General features: G+C 73.7%; 13 protein-coding genes. 8 read left to right on the top strand and 5 right to left on the bottom strand.

Translation table 11 applies throughout. From position 1 onward, the window contains the following. The first annotated feature begins 84 nt into the window (after positions 1-84). Entirely contained in the window at positions 85-1662 is a 1578-nt protein-coding gene (locus V6D49_RS04935; protein WP_340557451.1) for a PucR family transcriptional regulator, read from the top strand. Between the two features lie 218 nt (positions 1663-1880). After that, positions 1881-3335, top strand: a complete 1455-nt coding sequence (locus tag V6D49_RS04930) for an aldehyde dehydrogenase family protein (protein WP_340557448.1) — start codon at positions 1881-1883, stop codon at positions 3333-3335. Positions 3336-3588: 253 nt separating this feature from the next. On the opposite strand, the gene V6D49_RS04925 is transcribed toward V6D49_RS04930, so the two are convergent. Continuing rightward, entirely contained in the window at positions 3589-3792 is a 204-nt protein-coding gene (locus V6D49_RS04925) for a cold-shock protein (protein WP_191212109.1), read from the bottom strand. 273 nt (positions 3793-4065) lie between these two features. On the opposite strand from V6D49_RS04925, the gene dxr reads away from it, so the two are divergent. From dxr to V6D49_RS04905, 4 genes are all read left to right on the top strand, one after another. Next, the gene (gene dxr, locus V6D49_RS04920) at positions 4066-5328 is read left to right on the top strand and encodes a 1-deoxy-D-xylulose-5-phosphate reductoisomerase (RefSeq protein ID WP_340557447.1); all 1263 of its coding nucleotides are present in this window, start codon (positions 4066-4068) and stop codon (positions 5326-5328) included. Continuing rightward, complete coding sequence (locus tag V6D49_RS04915) at positions 5325-6632, top strand: M50 family metallopeptidase (protein ID WP_340557445.1); 1308 nt, start codon at positions 5325-5327, stop codon at positions 6630-6632. Before dxr ends, V6D49_RS04915 begins: the two co-directional genes overlap by 4 nt. Positions 6633-6783: 151 nt before the next feature. Continuing rightward, complete coding sequence (gene ispG / locus V6D49_RS04910; protein WP_340557444.1) at positions 6784-7938, top strand: flavodoxin-dependent (E)-4-hydroxy-3-methylbut-2-enyl-diphosphate synthase; 1155 nt, start codon at positions 6784-6786, stop codon at positions 7936-7938. Between the two features lie 145 nt (positions 7939-8083). After that, positions 8084-8929 (top strand): GNAT family N-acetyltransferase, encoded by an 846-nt coding sequence (locus V6D49_RS04905; RefSeq protein WP_340557443.1) that lies wholly within the window; start codon positions 8084-8086, stop codon positions 8927-8929. Between the two features lie 39 nt (positions 8930-8968). On the opposite strand, the gene V6D49_RS04900 is transcribed toward V6D49_RS04905, so the two are convergent. From V6D49_RS04900 to V6D49_RS04890, 3 genes are all read right to left on the bottom strand, one after another. Then, positions 8969-10414 (bottom strand): WGR domain-containing protein, encoded by a 1446-nt coding sequence (locus tag V6D49_RS04900; protein WP_340557442.1) that lies wholly within the window; start codon positions 10412-10414, stop codon positions 8969-8971. Between the two features lie 150 nt (positions 10415-10564). Next, a complete protein-coding gene (locus tag V6D49_RS04895; protein WP_340557440.1) occupies positions 10565-11908 on the bottom strand; it encodes an NAD(P)/FAD-dependent oxidoreductase in 1344 nt (447 codons plus the stop codon). A gap of 90 nt (positions 11909-11998) precedes the next feature. Next, positions 11999-12274 carry an acyl carrier protein gene (locus V6D49_RS04890; RefSeq protein ID WP_340557438.1) on the bottom strand — a complete coding sequence of 92 codons (276 nt, stop codon included), beginning with the start codon at positions 12272-12274 and terminating at the stop codon, positions 11999-12001. A 380-nt stretch (positions 12275-12654) separates the two neighbouring features. Between V6D49_RS04890 and V6D49_RS04885 the strand changes: the two genes are divergently transcribed. Next, entirely contained in the window at positions 12655-13320 is a 666-nt protein-coding gene (locus V6D49_RS04885) for a TetR/AcrR family transcriptional regulator (RefSeq protein ID WP_340557436.1), read from the top strand. Here V6D49_RS04885 and V6D49_RS04880 read toward each other — a convergent pair. Beyond that, complete coding sequence (locus V6D49_RS04880) at positions 13281-14114, bottom strand: thioesterase II family protein (RefSeq protein ID WP_340557434.1); 834 nt, start codon at positions 14112-14114, stop codon at positions 13281-13283. The two genes, V6D49_RS04885 and V6D49_RS04880, sit on opposite strands and share 40 nt — an antisense overlap. 137 nt (positions 14115-14251) lie before the next feature. Between V6D49_RS04880 and V6D49_RS04875 the strand changes: the two genes are divergently transcribed. Beyond that, on the top strand, positions 14252-20446 hold the full coding sequence (locus tag V6D49_RS04875; RefSeq protein WP_340557432.1) for a type I polyketide synthase: 6195 nt from the start codon (positions 14252-14254) through the stop codon (positions 20444-20446). The last annotated feature ends 2 nt before the right edge of the window (positions 20447-20448 follow it).

Raw genomic sequence — 20448 nt, 5'->3', positions numbered from 1 at the left:
GTACGCTGAGGCCAAGTCGGCGGGCATTCGCACTACCGTGCGGACAAAACCCGCCGCACCTCCCGAGCCCGATCGGTCCGCACCATGCAGCCCACCCTCGCCTCCCTCGTCCAGCACTCCGCCCTCAAGCTGACCGTGCTCGCCGGCTCCGACCGGCTGGACGCGCCGGTGCGCTGGGCGCAGGTGAGCGAGCTGACCGACCCGGTGCCCTATCTGGACGGCGGGGAGCTCCTGCTCGTCACGGCGATGAAGCTCGACGCGGAGGATCCGGCGGCGATGGCCGCCTATGTGCGACGGCTGGTGGCCGCCGGTGTCGTGGGCCTGGGGTTCGCGGCGGGCGTCAACTACGAGCACGTCCCCGCCGCGCTGGTCGACGCCGCTCGCGCCGAGGACTTCCCGCTTCTGGAGGTGCCCCGGCGGACGCCGTTCATCGCGATCACCAAGGCCGTCTCCGCCGCCATCGCGGCCGACCAGTACCGCTCGGTGACCGCCGGGTTCGAGGCCCAGCGGGAGCTGACCCGGGCGGCCCTGTCCGCCGAGGGGCCCGCCGCCCTGCTGGCCCGCCTCGCCACCCACGTCGGCGGCTGGGCCGCGCTCTTCGACGTCTCCGGCGCGCTGGTGGCGGCGGCCCCGTCCTGGGCCGCGCGCCGCGCCGGACGGCTCACCGCCGACGTCGAGCGGCTGCGCGACCGGCCCGCCCCGGCCAGCGCGGTCGTCAGCGCGGACGGGGACGACCGCGTCGAGCTGCAGTCCGTGGGCAGCTCCCGCCGCACCAGGGCCGTCCTGGCGGTCGGCACGGACGCGCCGCCCGGCACCGCCGCGCGGTACGCCGTCAACTCCGCCGTCGCCCTGCTCACCCTCACCACCGAACGCTCCCGCGCGCTCCAGGCCGCCGAACAGCGCCTGGGCGGCGCACTGGTGCGCATGCTGCGCGGCGGCGAGACCGGGCACGCCCACGACGTCGCGGGCCCGCTGTACGGCCCGCTCCTCGACGGCCCGCTGCGCGTCGTCCTCGCCGAGGACACCACGGGCGGCTCCGGCACGCCGTCCCCGCAGGCACCGGAGGCACCCGAAGCGCTGGACGCCCTGGCGGAGGTGGTCGAGTCCGGTGCCGCACGCCGGGGGGAGACCGTCCTGGCCGCCGCGGACGCCGGCCGCCTGGTCGTCCTGGCGGCGGACGGCGGGGCGGCCCTGGAAGCCTGTGCCCGGCACGCGCGGGCGGTGGGGGAGTCAGTGGTGGCCGTCGGCGTCTCCCCGCCCACCGCCGCGGCGGAGGCGGCCACGGCGTTCCGGCAGGCCGAACAGGCGCTGTCGGTGGCCCGGCGGCGTGGGGTGCCGTTCGTGGAGCACGAGGAGATGGCCGCCGGTTCGGTGCTGCCGCTGCTGGCCGACGACGCCGTCCGGGCCTTCGCCGAAGGCGCCCTGCGCCCGCTGCGCGAGCACGACGCCAGCGGGCGCGGTGACCTCGTCGCGTCGCTGCGCGCCTGGCTGTCCCGGCACGGACAGTGGGACGCCGCCGCCGCCGACCTCGGCGTCCACCGGCACACCCTGCGCTACCGCATGCGGCGCGTCGAGGAGATCCTGGGCCGCTCGCTCGACGACCCCGACGCCCGCATGGAGCTCTGGCTCGCACTGAAGGCGTCGGACACGCGCCCCGGCTGAGACAGCCCGTGGTCCGTGGGCCGTGGGCCGTGGTCCGTGGTCCGTCGTCCGCGCCCGGTGCGCTCCGGTCCCCACGCACCGAGCCCGTGCGCCCCTGACGAATCGGCGCGACACGGCTCGGCACTGCTCCGTGCCGGACAAGACACACCCCGGCGCGCTGCCCCTAACGTGGCCAGCAAGGAGCACATCCCACCCCGACCCGGAAGGCCGGTATCGCAGTGACCGACGCGACTTCCACGCACCCGTTCTGGCTCGCCGGCCGACAGGCGACCGGCGACGACACCCTTGAGGTGACCTCCCCCTGGGACGGCCGGACCGTCGGCCGGGTCAGCGTGCCCACCGACGCCCAGGTCGAGGAGGCGGTGGCGGCGGCCGAGGCCGTCGCGGCCGAGTTCTCCGCCGCCCCCGCGCACACCCGCGCGGCGGCGCTCGACCACGTGGTGAAGCGGCTCGGTGAGCGCGCCGAGGAGATCGCCGCGTTGATCAGCGCCGAGAACGGCAAGCCCGTGAAGTGGGCCCGGGGCGAGGTCGCGCGCTGCGTGTCCGTCTTCCGCTGGGCCGCCGACGAGGCGCGCCGCTTCAACAGCGGCGAGGCCCAGCGCCTGGACGCCGACGCGGGCGGCACCGGACGTCTGGCCCTCACCCGCCGCTTCCCGCACGGCCCGGTGCTCGGTATCGCGCCGTTCAACTTCCCGCTCAACCTGTGCGCGCACAAGGTCGCCCCGGCCATCGCCGTCGGCACCCCGATCATCCTCAAGCCCGCCCCGGCCACCCCGCTGTCCGCGCTGGTGCTGGGCGAGCTGCTGGCCGAGACCGACCTGCCGGCCGGCTCCTGGTCCGTCCTGCCGGTGGCCAACGAGAAGATGCCCGCCCTCGTCCAGGACCCGCGGCTGCCCATCATCTCCTTCACCGGCTCGGAGCCGGTCGGCTTCGCCATCCTCGACTCCGTGCCGCGCAAGCGCGTCACCCTGGAGCTCGGCGGCAACGGCGCCGCCGTCGTCCTCGCCGACTTCGCCTCCGACGCCGACCTGGACTTCGCCGCGCAGCGCATCGCGACCTTCTCCAACTACCAGGGCGGCCAGTCCTGCATCTCGGTGCAGCGCGTCATCGCCGACGCGGCCGTCTACGACCGGCTCGTGCCGCGCGTCGTCGCCGCCGTGGAGGCCCTCCACACGGGCGACCCCTCCGACGACGCCACCGACGTCGGCCCGCTCGTCAGCGAGGACGCCGCCCAGCGGGTCGAGACCTGGGTCCAGGAAGCCGTCGACGCCGGGGCCCGGCTGCTGACCGGTGGCAAGCGCGACGGCGCCACCTACGCCCCGACGGCCTTGGAGAACGTGCCCGCCGACACCCAGCTCGGCCGTGAGGAGGTCTTCGGCCCGGTCATGAGCTTCACCCGGGTGGAGGGCGAGGCGGAGGCGTTCGCCGCCGTCAACGACTCCAAGTACGGCCTCCAGGCGGGCGTCTTCACCCACGACGTCCAGGCGGCGTTCCGGGCCCACCGCGAGCTGGAGGTCGGCGGCGTGATCGTCGGCGACGTCCCCTCCTACCGCGCGGACCAGATGCCCTACGGCGGTGCCAAGCAGTCCGGCGTCGGGCGTGAGGGCGTCCGCTTCGCCATGGAGGACTACACCTACGAGCGCGTCCTCGTCCTCACCGGCATCGCTCTCTGACAGCGCCACCGCACCACCACGCCCGCCCCGGCGTCCGGCCCCGCAGGGGGAGCCGGACGCCGGGGCGGTGGGGCGTCACGAACCGAAGATGGCCCGCCCACGTGCGGGCGGAACGGAGGCCGGAGGTACCCGGGGCCCGAGCGGGGAAACGGGCGGGCCCCCGTCCGGGTGAACGCGAAGGGGCGGCGGGAACGACCGAGGGCCGGGTCCGCACCCCGTGGAGTGCGGACCCGGCCCTCGGGTGAGCCGATCGTCAGGCAGGGACGATGTTCTCGGCCTGCGGGCCCTTCTGGCCCTGCGTGACGTCGAACGAGACCTTCTGGCCCTCGGTCAGCTCACGGAAGCCCTGGGTGGCGATGTTCGAGTAGTGGGCGAAGACGTCGGCGCCGCCGCCGTCCTGCTGAATGAACCCGAAACCCTTTTCCGAATTGAACCACTTCACGGTGCCGGTAGCCATGTCCATCTCCTTTTCAGGGGGTGCAGATCGAAAGGCGCCGGTGCGCCTTCCGGGTCGCCGCATTGAGCCCATCCGGAGATGACCGGGAAAACAAAATGCGCCAGAGGGTCACGTCCCGTCCGGCGCACATCACGTTCATGGGTACCAAAACTGCAACTGGTTTCCACCCTAGCACGCACCCTCGCGAGCGTCCGGTGAATCGGGCGACGGTGTTCCGCACGTCGCCCGGAGGGGCCCGTACACCGTGTCCCGGCGAGCGGACACAATGGGGGGATGACGGAGATGCTCGCTGACCCGCATGTCAGCTACCCCGTGGGGGACGGTACGCAGGAAGGGCCACGGGATGTCGTCATCCTGGGGTCGACGGGGTCGATCGGCACGCAGGCGATCGACGTCGTGCTGAGCAACCCGGAGCGCTTCCGGGTGACGGGTCTCTCCGCCGCCGGGGGACGGATCGGGCTGCTGGCCGGGCAGGCGCACCGGCTCCAGGTGCGCACGGTCGCCGTCGCGCAGGCGGACAAGGCGCCGGAGCTGCGGCAGGCACTGCGGGCGGAGTACGGCCCGGGGGAGCCGATCCCCGAGGTGCTGGCGGGGCCGGACGCGGCGACGGAGCTGGCCGCCTCGCCGTGCCACACCGTGCTCAACGGCATCACCGGTTCCATCGGGCTCCGCCCGACGCTCGCCGCGCTGGAGGCGGGCCGCGTCCTGGCGCTGGCCAACAAGGAGTCGCTCATCGTCGGCGGGCCGCTGGTGAAGGCCGTCGCCGCCCCCGGACAGATCGTGCCGGTGGACTCGGAGCACTCCGCCCTCTTCCAGGCGCTGCTGGGCGGGGCCCGACGCGAGGTGCGCAAGCTGCTGGTCACGGCGTCGGGCGGGCCCTTCCGCGGCCGGACGCGCGCCGAGCTGGCGCACGTCACCCCGAAGGAGGCCCTGGCCCACCCCACGTGGGCCATGGGCCCGGTGGTCACGGTCAACTCGGCCACGCTGGTCAACAAGGGGCTGGAGGTGATCGAGGCGCACCTGCTCTACGACGTGCCCTTCGACCGCATCCAGGTGGTCGTCCATCCGCAGTCGGCCATCCACTCGATGGTGGAGTTCACCGACGGGTCGACGCTCGCGCAGTGCGGCCCGCCGGACATGCGGCTCCCGATCGCCCTGGGCCTCGGCTGGCCCCGGCGCGTCCCGGACGCCGGCCCCGTCTACGACTGGACGAAGGCCATGAGCTGGGACTTCTACCCGCTGGACGAGGAGGCCTTCCCCTCCGTGCCGATGGCCGCACACGTGGGCGGGCTCGGCGGCACGGCCCCGGCCGTGTACAACGCGGCCAACGAGGAGTGCGTGGAGGCGTTCCTCACGGGTGGGCTGCCGTTCACCGCAATCATGGATACGGTGACGGCTGTGGTCGAGGAACACGGCACACCCTCACGTGACGCGCTCACCCTGGACGCCGTCCTCGACGCGGAGACGTGGGCGCGCGCACGCGCCCGCGAACTGGCGAAGCGCGCCATGACCACGACAGCGGAGGCCCGCCCATGACGACGGCTCTCATGACGATCCTCGGGATAGTCGTCTTCGTTCTGGGCCTGCTCCTCTCCATCGCCTGGCACGAGCTGGGCCACCTGTCCACGGCGAAGATGTTCGGCATCCGCGTCCCGCAGTACATGGTGGGCTTCGGGCCGACGCTCTTCTCCCGCCGCAAGGGGGAGACGGAGTACGGGATCAAGGCGATCCCCCTCGGCGGCTACATCCGCATGATCGGGATGTTCCCGCCCGGCGACGACGGCAAGCTGCAGCAGCGCTCCACGTCCCCGTTCCGCAGCATGATCGAGGACGCCCGCTCGGCGGCCTACGAGGAGCTCCGGCCCGGCGACGAGAAGCGGCTGTTCTACACGCGCAGGCCGTGGAAGCGCGTGATCGTCATGTTCGCCGGCCCGTTCATGAACCTGATCCTCGCCGTGGCGATCTTCCTCGGGGTGCTGCTGACCTTCGGTATCAACACCACCACGACGACGGTCTCCAGCGTCTCGAAGTGCGTGGTCGCGGCCGACGAGGAGAGCGACACCTGCCCCGAGAACGCGCCGCCCACGCCGGCCAACGCCGCGGGGCTGCTCCCCGGTGACAGGATCGTCGCCTACAACGGGGTGGCGATCACCGAGTGGGACGAGCTCCAGCGGCTCATCCGCGACGGCTCCGGCCAGGTCACCATCACCGTCGAGCGCGACGGCGAGCAGCGGACGCTGACGGCCGAGCCGATCCGGAACACCGTCACGAAGATCGACGAGGACGGGCAGTACGTCCCCGGCGAGTACGTCACGGCCAACTTCCTCGGCTTCGCCCCGGCGAGCGGCGTCGTGCAGCAGACCTTCCCGCAGGCCGTCGACCGCATGGGCCAGATGATGGAGGACGGCGCCGAGGCGCTGGTCGCGGTGCCGTCGAAGATCCCGATGCTGTGGGACGCCGCCTTCAACGGCGGGGAGCGCGCCCAGGACTCCCCGGTGGGGGTCGTCGGCGCCGCCCGGGTGAGCGGCGAGATCGTCGCGCTGGACATCCCGCCCACCCAGCGGGTGGCGATCTTCCTGTTCGTCGTCGCCGCGTTCAACCTGTCGCTGTTCCTCTTCAACATGCTGCCGCTGCTGCCGCTGGACGGCGGTCACATCGCCGGCGCCCTGTGGGAGTCGGTGCGCCGGCTCTTCGCGAAGGTGCTCCGCAGGCCCGACCCGGGACCGTTCGACGTGGCGAAGCTCATGCCCTTCGCGTACGTCGTGGCGGGCGTCTTCATCTGCTTCACGCTGCTCGTGCTGATCGCCGACGTGGTCAATCCCGTACGGCTGGCGGGCTGACCCGGCCGGAAGCGGACGCCCGCCGCCCGGCGCCGTCCCCCTTCGGGCGCGGCGCCGGGCTCGATGTGCTCCGGCCCGGTGGTGTGCCGTAATCTCGGGGCTGGAGCCCGCCGATCACGGCATCGAGTACCACACCTTGGGGTTGCGCCACATGACAGCGATTGCGCTGGGAATGCCGTCCGTACCGATCAAGCTCGCCGAGCGCCGTGCCAGCCGCACCATTCAGGTCGGGTCGGTGGCGGTGGGCGGCGACGCGCCGGTGTCGGTGCAGTCGATGACGACGACGCGCACGTCCGACATCGGTGCCACGCTGCAGCAGATCGCCGAGCTGACGGCGTCCGGCTGCCAGATCGTCCGGGTCGCCTGCCCGACGCAGGACGACGCCGACGCCCTGTCCACGATCGCGCGCAAGTCGCAGATCCCGGTCATCGCCGACATCCACTTCCAGCCGAAGTACGTCTTCGCCGCGATCGACGCCGGCTGTGCGGCGGTCCGCGTCAACCCCGGCAACATCAAGCAGTTCGACGACAAGGTCAAGGAGATCGCGAAGGCGGCCTCCCAGACCGGTACCCCCATCCGCATCGGTGTCAACGCCGGTTCGCTGGACAAGCGGCTGCTGCGCAAGTACGGCAAGGCGACGCCCGAGGCCCTGGTGGAGTCGGCCCTGTGGGAGTGCTCCCTCTTCGAGGAGCACGGCTTCCACGACATCAAGATCTCCGTCAAGCACAACGACCCGGTCGTCATGGTCAACGCCTACCGGCAGCTCGCCGAGCGTTGCGACTACCCCCTCCACCTCGGGGTGACGGAGGCGGGCCCGGCGTTCCAGGGCACGATCAAGTCGGCCGTGGCATTCGGAGCGCTGCTCAGCGAGGGCATCGGCGACACGATCCGGGTGTCGCTGTCCGCGCCGCCGGTCGAGGAGATCAAGGTCGGCATCCAGATCCTGGAGTCCCTCGGGCTGCGCGAGCGCGGCCTGGAGATCGTCTCCTGCCCGTCCTGCGGCCGTGCCCAGGTGGACGTGTACAAGCTGGCCGAGGAGGTCACGGCCGGGCTCACCGGGATGGACGTCCCGCTGCGGGTCGCCGTCATGGGCTGCGTCGTGAACGGTCCCGGCGAGGCGCGCGAGGCGGACCTCGGCGTCGCCTCCGGCAACGGCAAGGGGCAGATCTTCGTCAAGGGCGAGGTCATCAAGACGGTGCCGGAGTCGAAGATCGTCGAGACGCTCATCGAGGAGGCGATGAAGATCGCCGAGCAGATGGAGCAGGACGGCGTGATGTCCGGCGAGCCGCAGGTGAGCATCGCCTGACGGTGACATGCCGCCCGCCGTGCTCGGCCGCCGCCCCTCGCCGCCCCTGGAGCGGGGGTACAGTGCGGAGAATCGCCCCCTGAGGGATCGATCTCCGACCGCTTCGGCCCCCCTCGGGCCCCGCACGGTGAGGCACCCTTCGCACGTGTTGACGACGACTTCCACCCGGCCCCTCGTGCCCGACGACCTGGACGAGGCGCTGGCCGTGCTGCACCGGGAGCCGGTCGCCAACGCCTTCGTGGCGGCCCGGGTGCAGTCCTCCGGGCTCGACCCGTGGCGGTTGGGCGGCGAGATGTGGGGCTGGTTCCACCGGGGTCGGCTGACGTCGCTGTGCTACGCGGGCGCCAACCTCGTACCCGTCTGCGCCGGGCCGGAGGCGGTGGCGGCGTTCGCCGAGCGGGCCCGCCGCCAGGGCCGCCGCTGCTCGTCCATCGTGGGCCCGGCGGAGCCGACCGCCGCCCTGTGGTCGCACCTGGAGCCGCACTGGGGCCCGGCCCGCGAGGTGCGGCCCCGGCAGCCCCTGATGCTCACCCGCACCCCGGCCGTCGACGTCACCGCCGACCCGTCCGTGCGCCGGGTGCGCAAGGACGAGCTGGAGACGCTCATGCCGGCCTGCGTGGCGATGTTCACCGAGGAGGTCGGCGTCTCCCCGCTGGCCGGGGACGGCGGACTCGTCTACCAGGCCCGGGTGGCCGAGCTCGTCGGCTCCGGCCGCGCCTTCGCCCGCTTCGAGGAGGGCGAGGTCGTCTTCAAGGCGGAGATCGGGGCCGTGACGCCGTACGCCTGCCAGGTGCAGGGCGTGTGGGTGCACCCGGACCGCCGAGGACAGGGGCTGTCCGTCGGCGGCATGGCCGCCGTGCTGCGCTTCGCCCTCGCGGAGTTCGCCCCCGTGGTGAGCCTCTACGTGAACGACTTCAACGCGCCCGCCCGGGCCGCCTACCGGCGCGTCGGCTTCCGCGAGGCCGGCTCCTTCATGTCCGTCCTCTTCTGACCCTTTCTGACCTTCTTCGGACCGCCGGGCACCCGCCCGTCAGACGAGGCGCTTGATGTCCCCGCGGACGCGGTAGAAGCCGCTGGAGGACTCGTGCACCGCGTCCACGACGTACCGGGCCCCGGGCGCGCGGAGCTGGCGGGGGAACTGGACGTTCCACTCCCGGCGGTAGCCCTGGGAGGCGACGTGCACGCGCAGCCGCCCGGCCTCCTGGACGCACTCCAGGACGATGCCGCCCGCCGGAGCCGCCACGGACTCCACCGAGGCCGTCCACGCCGCCGGTGACCGGGTGGGGACGGCCTCGGCCAGTTTCACGTCCCGGGCCACGGGAACGGACCCCTGCTGCGCGGCCGCCACCGCCGCCTCGCTCGCGTCCACACAGACCAGGGAGCCGTCGGTGGTGACGAGGAACAGCCGCTCGTCCGCGTACTGCATGGACAGCGCCGAGCCGCCCCCGGTGGCCAGCTTCCACAGCCGCGTCCCGTGTTCGTCGAAGCAGTACACCGAGGACTGCGAGTCCCCCGCGAAGACGAACCGGCCGCCCGGACTGGTGGCGCAGGAGTACACGGCGCCGTCGCACCGGTACGTCGCGCCGATCGCGCCCGTGGCCTTGTCGAGCCGGTGCACCACCTGGTGCGAGGTACCGGCGTAGACGGCGTCGTCCTCCTGCCAGCCGAACAGCACCCCGCCCTGGGTCGGGGTGTGCCACAGCTCGCCGCTCCCGCCGGGCGCGTAGGCCGTCACCCCGCGCAGGTGGCCGTGGTAGACGCCGGCGTCGTCGGCGCGGACCATCCAGGCGTGCTCACCCCGGCTGCGCCGGGCCCACTGGTGCTCGTCCTCGTGGTCGATGACGGTCAGCCCGCCGGCACGGTCGGAGACGTGGAGCACGCCCTCGTGGATGTCGAGCCAGAAGATGTTGATGTCGTCGGAGACGGCGTAGGCGGCGAAGGGGAGCTTGCCCGACAGGTCGTACACCTGGCCGTCGTCGCAGCCGGCGTAGATCCAGAAGTCGTCCGCGACGAGGCACTTCACGCCGTCGGGCAGGGCGTAGCGGGCGAGCACGTCACCGGAGTGGCTGAGGTTGTAGACGTCCCCCGCCTGGTTGCCCACCCAGCACCGGTCCTCGTCGATGTGGATGCCGAAGGCGGCCGAGCCGGTGCGGAAGCGCCACAGGACGGGGGCGACGGCGCGGGCCGTGGACGGCGCGGAGGAGACCTGCCGACGCGTCACCGCCCGTGGCGCGCGCTCCCCCTGGACGGCCGGGGCGTACCCCTTGCGCACCTTCTCGGCGATCTTGCGACGCGCCGCCGCACGGGCCTTGTCCTCGGTGGCGAAGCTGGAGCTCTGCACCTGCCCGCCCGCCCCGATACGGCCGTAGCGGACCGTCACGTCGAGCCCGTCGACGGTCACCTCGTAGAACTTGTGCGCCCCACCGCCGTCCTGCGACAGCTCCAGATACGTCTTCGTCCCCGGTGTACCCGGCATCCCGGTGCCTCCCCATGCGCCTGCCCGGCAGCGGCCCGAACCGGCCGTGCCCCGAACACCCATGACGCTAGGTGGGGCCACTGACAACGCGCGCGGCGGGCCCGCCCGGGACACCATCCCGGTACGGGCCCGCCGCGCGTCGCGCCGGCGTCAGAAACTCGGCGCGGCCGAGGGCGCCTTGAGCTGGCCGAGGAACGGGTGCCACAGGTGGGTCGGGTCCTCCTCGACCGCCTTGACGATCTCCCGCATGGCCGCGAGGGCCTTCGGCTCCTCGTCGTCGTAGACGTCGCCCTGGAGCAGCTTGAGCACGTCGAGACGGTAGCGGTCGTCCTGGACGAACGCCGTGAAGAGGATGTTCAGCCGGTAGTAGATCGAGATGAACTCGTACCAGTTCTTCACCCCGCGCCGCAGCTTCTCCTCGTACGCGGCGAAGCGCTCCTTGCCGAAGTCACCGGCCTCGGCCGCCGCGATGATGTCCTTGCAGGCGATGCGGGCGCTGTTGAGCGCGACGCTGACCCCGCTGGAGAAGATCGGGTCGACGAAGCGCGCGGCGTCGCCGATCAGGACGAACTTGTCTCCGGCGACCTGCTTCATGCCGTAGCTGTAGTCGCCCTCGGTCTTGAACGGCTTGACCCGCTCGGCGTTCTTCAGGACGTCCAGCAGCTCGGGGCGGCTGGCGACGGTGTCCCAGAAGTACTTCTCGCGGTCACCGTCGTACTCCTTGAAGCGCGCCTTCTGGCTGACGACGCCGATGGAGGTGATGGTGTCCGTGATCGGGATCTGCCACACCCAGGTGTCGGAGACCGGCAGGAAGTGGATGAAGATGTAGTCCGCCTGGTCCTTGTTGACCGCGAGCGCCTTGCGGTCCAGGTTGTCGAACCAGGTGTGGACGGCGTACTGGTTGAACACCGGGTCCGGCACCTTGAACTTCAGCTGGCTGCCCAGGTGGGTGCGGCGGCCGCTGGCGTCCACCACCATCCTGACCGCCACGTGCGCCTTGCTCCGGCCGATCTTCGCCTCGATGACCGGGTGCTCACCGTCGAAGTCGACCTTGCCGACGTGCACCCCCTGGAACACCTTCGCGCCCAGCTCCTCCGCGTGCTTGAGGAGGATCTGGTCGAACTTGGCGCGGTCGACGTGGAAGGTGTAGTCCCGGTCGACCCCGGCCTGGTCGCGCTCGCTGAAGAGCACCTCGGCGGCGCGGAAGTCGTGCTCCAGGCCGCGGAAACCGTTGTGGTCGATGGCACGGTCCTCGGCGGACGTCCAGGCGGCCCCGTACTTCTTGGGGAACCCCGCCGCCTCGACCTTGTCCATGGCGCCGATGTCCAGGAGCACCGGCGTGGTGGCCGGCACCAGCGACTCGCCGACGTGTTCGCGGGGGAAGTTGTCCGCCTCGAAGACGGCGACCTTCAGGCCGGCTTTGGCGAGGTAGGAGGCAGCCGTCGATCCCGCAGGGCCGCCGCCGATGATGCCGATGTCGAACTCTGCGTCCACGACGCACTCCGTTCTGCCGTTCTGATGAGGATCGTGCTCGGTGGTGCGGGCGCGGCCGGCGTGGGTGGGGGTCTGGCCGCCGACGTCCTGTCAGGCAGCGGGCTGCGGGGACAGCTCGTGGACCATGTCCGTGATCGTGGTCAGGTTCTGGAAGTGCTTGCCGGTGATGTGCGTCGGCGGGATGGTCACGCCCAGTTCGTTGCGGATGAAGCTGAGCAGGAGCGAGGTGTTCATGGACGTGAGGACGCCCCACTCCAGCAGCGGGGTGTCCGCCTTCAGCTCCGAGACCCCGCTGTCGCCGAGGAACTGCTCCTGGATGTACGCGCTGAGCTCGGCGTAGATCGCGTCCCGGTCGAGTGCCGCCACTTGGTGCCTCCGTACTGGCCGAGATGGTCGCCGGGCGTCCTGCCCGGCCGTGTGGCCCACCATGGACGCCCGGTCTGGAAGACCGCTCGCCTCTCACTCACGTCCCGGGCGTGGACACGGGCGCCGGGTGCGTCACATGGGGAAGGAGGTCACTGGACGGTGAGTTTTTCGTGCGTTTTAATTGATTCGGTGATGAATTGTGGGTGCCGTCCCCACGGCGTCCCCACGGCGTCCCCATAGGTCGTCCCGACAGTCGGCCCTGCAAATCGGGCAGCGGATCGGGCGGCAGATCACGCGGCAGGTCGGGCGGAGGTCGGAGCGGGCAGGCATAGAGTGAAGCGCCATCTGATGAGGTGATGGCCTGACGGGAGGTGGGTGCGGTGTCGGCTCCTCATGGGGCGGAGGGCTCCGGCGAGATCGCGGAGGATCTCGGCGGTGGCCGGAAGCGGACCGGCCGCCGGCCGGGTGTCACCCTGAGTCGGCAGGCGATCCTCCAGGCCGCGCGGAGCAGGTTCGCCGAGCACGGCTACGCGGGGGCGTCCGTGCGGGCCATCGCCAACGACGCGGGGGTGGACGCGGCGCTCATCCATCACTTCTTCCTCTCCAAGGAGGGGCTGTTCGCCGCGTCGATACACGACGCGCTCCACCCCGAGGCCGTGGTCGAGGCCGTGCTCGGCGGGAAGGGCGTACGCGGCATGGGGGAGCGGCTCGTGCGCACGTTCCTCGGGCTGTGGGAGGGGGAGACCACCGCTCGGCAGATGCGCAGCATCCTGCGCTCCGCCGCCTCCCACGAGGCCGCGGCCCGCATCCTGCGCGAGTTCATCACCCAGGAGGTCCTCGTCCCGATCGCGAAGACCACCGGCCGGACGCACCCGGACGTGCGGGCGTCCCTGGCGGCCTCGCAGCTCGTGGGCCTCGCCATGACGCGGTACATCGTCGAGATCGGGCCGCTGGCCACGCTGCCGCAGGACGACGTGGTCGCGTGCGTGGCCCCCACCCTCCAGCGCTACCTCACCGGCGCGCTGCCGGCCCCGTTCGACGGCTGAGCCGCCGCGGCCGTCCCCGGTGCGCCGTCCGGTCCCGTCAGCGCGGCCAGTGCGGCGGTCAGGGCCCGGGGAAAGCCCTCGTCGGCGACGAAGAAGTGCCCGCCCGGGCGCAGGGTCAGCTGGAAGGGGCCCGACGTCTCGCGCTCCCACGCCAGGACGCCCCGGGGGTCGGTCAGGACGTCGCGGCGCCCCGCGAAGGCGGCCAGCGGCAGGGTGAGCGCCGGCCCCGGGCGTCGGGTCCACGTCTCCACCAGTCGCAGGTCGCAGCGGAGCGCGGGCAGGTACATCGCCAGCAGTTCCGGCTGCCGCAGCAGCGCGTCGGGCAGCCCGCCGAGCCGGTGCAGCGCGTCGGTGAAGCGGTCGTCCGGCAGGCCGTGCAGCGGGCGGTGCGACAGCGGCTCGGCCGGTCCGTTGCGTCCGGCGACCAGCAGGGCGTCCGGCGGGGTGCCGGCCGCCGTCAGCCGACGGGCGACCTCGAAGCCCAGTAGGGCGCCGAAGCTGTGCCCGAACAGGGCGAACGGCCCGTCCTGGGGCCGGATGCGGGCGGCCACGTCGGCCACCAGGGCGGCCACGTCGGTGAGCAGCGGCTCACGCAGCCGCGCGCCGTGGCCGGGCAGTTCCAGGGGCGTCACCCGGACGGCGGGGCCGAGCGCGCTCGCCCAGCGCGTGTAGGGCATCGCGCTGCCGCCCGCGTGGGCGAGGCAGTACAGGACGCGCACGCGTCCGCCGCCCCCTCCGCCGTGCCCCGGTGCGCTCGGGGACTCCGGTCTCCCGGTGCTCGGTGTCGTCGCCATCGTCTCTCCTCCCTCGTCGGGCCGGACGGGCCTTCAGGGCCGTCCTCTAGTCGGGCGCGAGGTGCCTCTACGACCGTTGGCCGAGTGGTTGTGCACCATACCTGAAGTCATCGGATGCTGAATTACGGGAGTTGTGCATGTCCGAGCCGTTCACCATCCCCGCACTCCGGCCCGATGACGCCCACGCGATCGCCGTCGTCGGCGCCGGCTGCCGGTTCCCCGGCGGCGTCCGGGACCTGGACGGCCTGTGGCGCGTCCTGGCCGACGGCGTGGACGTGGTGGGTGAGGTGCCCGCCGACCGCTGGGACGACTCCTTCCACGACGACGACCCCAAGGCGCCGGGCACCACGTACTGCCGTGAGGGCGGCTTCCTCACGGACATCGACCGGTTCGACGCCGAGTACTTCGGCATCTCCCCGCGCGACGCGCGCGAGATGGACCCGCAGCAGCGCCTCCTGCTGGAGGTCACCGCCGAGGCGCTGGAGGACGCGGGCGGCCCACGGGAGCGCTGGGCCGGCACCCGGACCAGCGTCCATCTGGGCATCCTCGGCTCCGACTACCTGCTGCTGCACTCCAAGACCTCGGGCATCGGCGGCGTCGGCCCCTACTTCGCGGCGGGCAAGGAGTTCAGCTTCGCCGCCGGACGCATCGCCTACCTGTTCGGCCTGCACGGACCGGCCATGTCCGTCAACACGGCCTGCTCCTCCTCCCTCGTCGCCGTGCACCTCGCCTGCCAGGCCCTGCGCACCGGAGAGGCGGACACCGCGCTGGCGGGCGGCGTCAACGCGATCCTCACCCCCGAACTGACCGTCTTCATGGGCAAGGTGCAGGCGCTGTCACCCACCGGCCGGTGCAAGCCGTTCGACGCCCGGGCCGACGGGATCGTCCGGGGTGAGGGCTGCGGCGTCGTCGTGCTCAAGCGCTACGCCGACGCCCTGCGCGACGGCGACCGCGTCCACGGTGTCATCCGGGGCAGCGCGGTCAACCAGGACGGCTACAGCGCGGGGCTCATGGCGCCCAACGCCGTCGCGCAGCAGAACCTGCTGCGCAGCGCGCTGGACAACGCCCGCCTGACCGCCGACGCCGTCGCCTACGTGGAGGCCCACGGGACCGGCACCCCGCTCGGCGACCCGCTGGAGATCTCCGCGCTCACCGACGTGATCAGCCACGACCGGCCGGACGACCGCCGGCTTCTCGTCGGCTCGCACAAGGCCAACTTCGGCCACATGGACTCCGCCGCCGGTATCGCCGGGCTGCTCAAGACGCTCCTCGTGCTGCGGCACCGCACGGCACCGGGCCAGATCCACCACCGGACGGCCTCACCGTTCATCGACTGGGACCGCTCCGGCATCCACATCCCACGGCACCCCACTCCGCTGCCGGTGCCGGCGGAGAGCGAGGCCGTCGCCGGGGTCAGCGCCTTCGGACTGTCCGGAACCAACGCCCACGTGCTGCTGTCCGCCGCGCCCCCGCAGCCGCCGCCCCCCGCGCCGGGACGCCGGGACGCCGGGCGGACGCTGGTGCTCTCCGCCTCCACCGAGGCGGGGCTGCGCGCGCTGGCCGGGGACTACGCCGACCACGTGGAGCGCGCCGGGGACGCCGAGCTGGACGCCGTGACCGCCGCCGCGGCCGTCCGCCGCACACCGCTGCGCACCCGGCTCGCCGTCGTCGGCGCCTCGGCGCAGGACCTCACCGAGGCCCTGCGCGCCCACCGCGACGGAGAGCCCCACCCGAACGCCCTGACGGGCGGCGCCCCCGACGCACCGCTGCCCGTGGTGTACGTCTTCTCCGGCCAGGGCTCGCAGTGGTCGGGCGCCGGGCTCGACCTGTACGAGAGCGAGCCCGCCTTCCGTACCGCCCTCGACGCGTGCGCCGACCTGATCCGCGACCACGCCGGCTGGTCCCTGCTCGACGCGCTGGGCGATCCCGACCCGGCGAGGCTGCGGGCCACCGAGGTCGCCCAGCCCGCCGTCTTCGCCCTGCAGGTCGCGCTCGCCGCGCAGCTGGACGCCCTCGGGGTTCGCCCCGACGCGGTGATCGGGCACAGCATGGGCGAGGTCGCCGCCGCCCACGTCGCCGGTGCCCTCAGCCTCCCCGACGCCACCCGGCTCATCGTGGAGCGCGGGCGGGTCATGCAGCGGGCCACCGGGACCGGGCGCATGGTCAGTGTCGAACTGGGCGCGGAGGAGATCCGCGACCGCCTCGGCGACGGACACCCGGACGTGGCCGTGGCCACCGTCAACGGCCCCGCGTCCGTGGTGCTCGCCGGGCCGCCCGAGGCCGTGGAACGCGCGGTCGCCGAGCTGCGCGCCCAGGGCGCGACGACGACGCCGCTGCCGGTGACGTACGCCTTCCACAGCCCGCTCATGCTTCCCCACGCCGCCGCACTGGAGGCGGCGCTCGACGGCCTCACCGCCCGCGCCCCCACCGTGCCCTTCCGCTCCACGGTCACCCCCGGCGAGGAGGTGACGCACGACGCGGCCTACTGGGCCGCCGGTGTGCGCGAGCCCGTGCTGCTGTGGCCCGCCGTCCGGCGGGAACTGGACGAACGGGCGCCCGGCGGCGTGGCGTTCGTGGAGCTGGGTGCGCATCCCGTGCTGAGCCGCCCGATCCGATCGGCCCTCGCCGGGCGGGACGGCGGGGGACTGGTGACCAGCACTCTGGCCCGGGGCCGGGACGGCCGCCGCGAACTGGCCCTCACCCGGGCGCGGCTGCACGTGCACGGCGCCCCCGTCGACTGGTCCACCGACCACCCCGGCGGGGTGCGCCCGCACACCCTGCCGCCGCACCGCTGGGCGGACGAGCGGCACTGGCTGGACGGCGTCCCGCGCGGGCGGCAGGGCGGCGCGGCCGTCGGCGGGCAGGGGCTGCGGGCCGAGGTGCGGTTGTACGACGCCGACAACCGGCTGATCGGCGAGGTCACCGGTGTGCCCCGGCCGGTCGCCGAGCAGCGGGCGGCCGAGCCCGCCCCCGCCCCGGCGGCCCCGACCGCCCCGCACCCCACCCCGGAGAACGCCCGGCAGGCCACCCGGGCCTGGCGGGACGCGGGGAGCGAGGCGGACACCGTCGCACGGGTCGTGGCCGAGGTCCTCGGCCACGACCCGGACAAGCGGCTCCCGCGCACCCGGGGCTTCTTCGAGCTGGGCCTGGACTCCGTCACCGTCGCCGAACTCGCCCGCCGGCTGGGCGCGGAGCTGGGGTGCGAGCTGGACGCCGCCGACGTCCTGGAGCACGCCAGCATCGAGGCCCTGACCGCGTACGTCCGGCCGCTGCTGCCCGACCCGGGCCCGACGGACGACGGCACGGCCCCGGCCGCGCCCCGCCCCGCTCCGGCGGGCACCTCGGCCGGGGAGCGCCGGGGGCCCGAGCCGATCGCCGTCGTCGGGATCGGCTGCCGGCTGCCCGGCGGCGTCAGCGACCCGGACGGCTTCTGGTCGCTGCTGGAGGCGCGCCGGGACGCCAGCGGGGACGTACCGGCCGACCGCTGGGACGCCACGGCCCTGCACGCCGCCGACGGCGCTGCCGAACCCGGCACGGTGGTCACCACGCGCGGCTCCTTCCTGGACGCCGTCGACGGCTTCGACCACACCTTCTTCCGCGTCTCCCCCCGGGAGGCCCGCAGCATGGACCCGCAGCAGCGGCTCCTCATGGAGGTCACCTGGGAGGCGCTGGAGGACGCCGGCGTCCCGGCACCACGGCTGCGCGGCGGGCGCACCGGGATCTTCGTCGGCCTCAACACCACCGACTACCAGCAGCTCGTGACCCGGCGCGCGTCGGACGTGGACCTCTACTACGGCACCGGGAACTCCTTCAGCGGCGCCGCCGGCCGGCTGTCGTACTTCCTCGGTACGCGCGGTCCGAGCATGGCCGTGGACACCGCCTGCTCCTCCTCCCTCACCGCCGTGCACCTGGCCTGCCAGAGCCTGCGGGCCGGGGAGAGCGACCTCGCCGTCGCCGCCGGTGCCAACGTCATGTCCACCCCCACGGTCTTCCTCGCCATGTCCGCCGCCGGCGCGCTGGCCCCCGACGGGCGCTGCAAGACCTTCGACGACGCGGCGGACGGCTACGGACGCGGTGAGGGCGCCGGTGCGGTCATTCTCAAGCCCCTCTCCAGGGCGCTTGCCGATGGTGACCGGGTGTACGCAGTCGTGAGCGGCAGCGCGGTGAACCAGGACGGGGCCAGCGGCGGCCTCACCGTCCCGAGCGGCGAGGCGCAGCAGGAGGTCGTGCGCACGGCGCTCGAGCAGGCCGGCCTCGCGCCCGGGGACGTCGACTACGTGGAGGCCCACGGCACCGGCACCCGGCTCGGGGACGCCGTCGAGGTCCGGGCCCTGGCCGCGTCGCTCGGCGACGGCCGTCCCGCCGACCGCCCCCTGGTCATCGGCTCGGTGAAGACGAACGTGGGGCACCTGGAGGCCGCCGCCGGGATCACCGGCCTCATCAAGGTCGCGCTCGCCCTGGGACACGAGCGCATCCCCGCGCACCTGCACGTCGAGGAACCCACCCGGCAGCTCGCCTGGGACCGGCTGCCCGTACGGGTCGCCACCGACGCCGTCCCCTGGCCGCGCGGGGCACGCGCCCGCGTCGCGGGGGTCAGCGCCTTCGGCTTCACCGGCACCAACGCCCACGTCCTCCTGGCGGAGGCCCCCGCCGCCGCCCGCACGCCCGGGGACGCCGCCGAACGGCCCGCCCGGCCCCACGTGCTGACCGCCTCGGCCACCACGGGCGCCGCGCTGGCCGAGACCGCCGCGCGGCTGCGGGCCCGGCTGGCCGCCGCCGGTGACGCCGAACTCGCCGACCTGTGCTGGACGGCCGCCGCACGCCGCACCCACCACGAGCACCGGCTGGCGGTCGTCGGGCAGAGCCGGGCCGAGCTCATCCGCCGGCTCACCGCCGCCGAGCGGGGCGAGACGGGCGCGCGGGTGCGGGCGGGCATCGTCGGCGCGGACGAGGAACGCACCCTCGCCTTCGTCCACGGCACCGCCGCCCCCGACCTGCCCTGGGCCGAGCTGCTGGACCCGGCCGCCGACACCCCCCTGGCGGCGGCGCTGCTGGGCGACCGGGAGGCCGCGCGGGCCTTCACGACGACCGTCGCGGAGACCGACGCCGCCCTGCGCCGAGCGCTCGGCTTCTCACCGGTGCGGGTGTGGGAGTCCGCCGCCCCGCACCCCGCGCCGGGCACGGTGGAGGAGACCGCACTCGCCTGGGCCGGCCAACTGGCCATGACCGCCCTGTGGGTGGCGCTCGGGGTCAGCCCCGACGCCGTGGTCGGCGCCGGAGTGGGGGAGCTGACGGCGGCCTGCACCGCCGGCGAGCTCGGCCTCGACGAGGCGGCCCGGCTGCTCGTCGCCGGCGGCACCCCGCCGCCCGCCGGCCACACCGGGCGGCTGCCCCGCTACTCGGCGGCCGGCGGCTGGCCCGCGCTGGCGGCCGAACTCGTCACCGACGGCGTGCAGACCCTCCTCGACGTGGGCACCGGCAGCGCCGCCGCCCAGCTCCTGTCGGCCGCCCTGGACGGGCGGGGGGCGGACGCCGTCGTGCTGTCCACCCCGGTGCGGCGCACCCCCGGCGGCGGTCAGCGGACCACCCCGGACGCCGCCGACCTGCTGGACCTGGCGGCCGCACTGCACGTCCTCGGCTGCGCCGTCGACTTCGACCGGCTCTGCGGCGGTCCGCGCCGCGTCGTGCCGCTGCCCGGGTACGCCTGGCAGCGCCGCAGCCACTGGATCGGCCCGGCCGACGTCGCGGCGGGCGAACCGGCTGAACCGGCTGTACCGGCCGAACCGGCTGGTCCGGCTGGTCCGGCTGGTCCGGCTGAAGAATCCGCCGACCCGGCGGGCGCCCCCGCCGAACGGACCGGTGCGGCGGCCGCGCTCGTCGCCGAGGTCGCGGCGCTGCCCGCCGACGCCCGGACGGAACGACTGCTGGACGCGGTGCTGGAGTGGGCCGGGGACGTCCTGGGCGGCGCCGACGACGTCGCGCCCGAGCAGGGCTTCTTCGACCTGGGCATGGACTCCGTGCTCTCCCAGGAACTCAAGCGCCGCGCCGAGCGGGAGCTGGGCTTCGAGCTGCCCGGGACCGTCATGTTCGAGTGCCCCAACGCCCTGTCGTTCGCCCGGTTCCTCGACGCGGAGCTCGACGCCCGTCCCGCCCCCGAGCGTGAGGGTGCCGCCGACGCCGCGTCCGGCGGGGCGCCGCCCGGCGCCGAGGGGCCCGCACCGCACGCCGCGCCCCCATCCGACGAACTGGACGACCTGAGCGACGACGCCCTGATGGCCCGGGCGGTCCACCTGCTCGCCAGCTCCGAAACCCTGCTCACCGAGGGAGACTGATG

This window comes from Streptomyces sp. GSL17-111 (assembly GCF_037911585.1).
In the GTDB taxonomy this organism is placed as follows: domain Bacteria; phylum Actinomycetota; class Actinomycetes; order Streptomycetales; family Streptomycetaceae; genus Streptomyces.
The sequence above is the reverse complement of the archived record's forward strand: the minus strand, read 5'-3'. Positions and strand labels throughout refer to the sequence as shown.

Excerpts from the sequence above, each read along its gene's own strand:
- V6D49_RS04935 (WP_340557451.1), top strand. The coding sequence starts at position 85 with ATGCAGCCCACCCTCGCCTCCCTCGTCCAGCACTCCGCCCTCAAGCTG.
- V6D49_RS04925 (WP_191212109.1), bottom strand. The coding sequence starts at position 3,792 with ATGGCTACCGGCACCGTGAAGTGGTTCAATTCGGAAAAGGGTTTCGGG.
- dxr (WP_340557447.1), top strand. The coding sequence starts at position 4,066 with ATGACGGAGATGCTCGCTGACCCGCATGTCAGCTACCCCGTGGGGGAC.
- V6D49_RS04915 (WP_340557445.1), top strand. The coding sequence starts at position 5,325 with ATGACGACGGCTCTCATGACGATCCTCGGGATAGTCGTCTTCGTTCTG.
- ispG (WP_340557444.1), top strand. The coding sequence starts at position 6,784 with ATGACAGCGATTGCGCTGGGAATGCCGTCCGTACCGATCAAGCTCGCC.
- V6D49_RS04900 (WP_340557442.1), bottom strand. The coding sequence starts at position 10,414 with ATGCCGGGTACACCGGGGACGAAGACGTATCTGGAGCTGTCGCAGGAC.
- V6D49_RS04880 (WP_340557434.1), bottom strand. The coding sequence starts at position 14,114 with ATGGCGACGACACCGAGCACCGGGAGACCGGAGTCCCCGAGCGCACCG.
- V6D49_RS04875 (WP_340557432.1), top strand. The coding sequence starts at position 14,252 with ATGTCCGAGCCGTTCACCATCCCCGCACTCCGGCCCGATGACGCCCAC.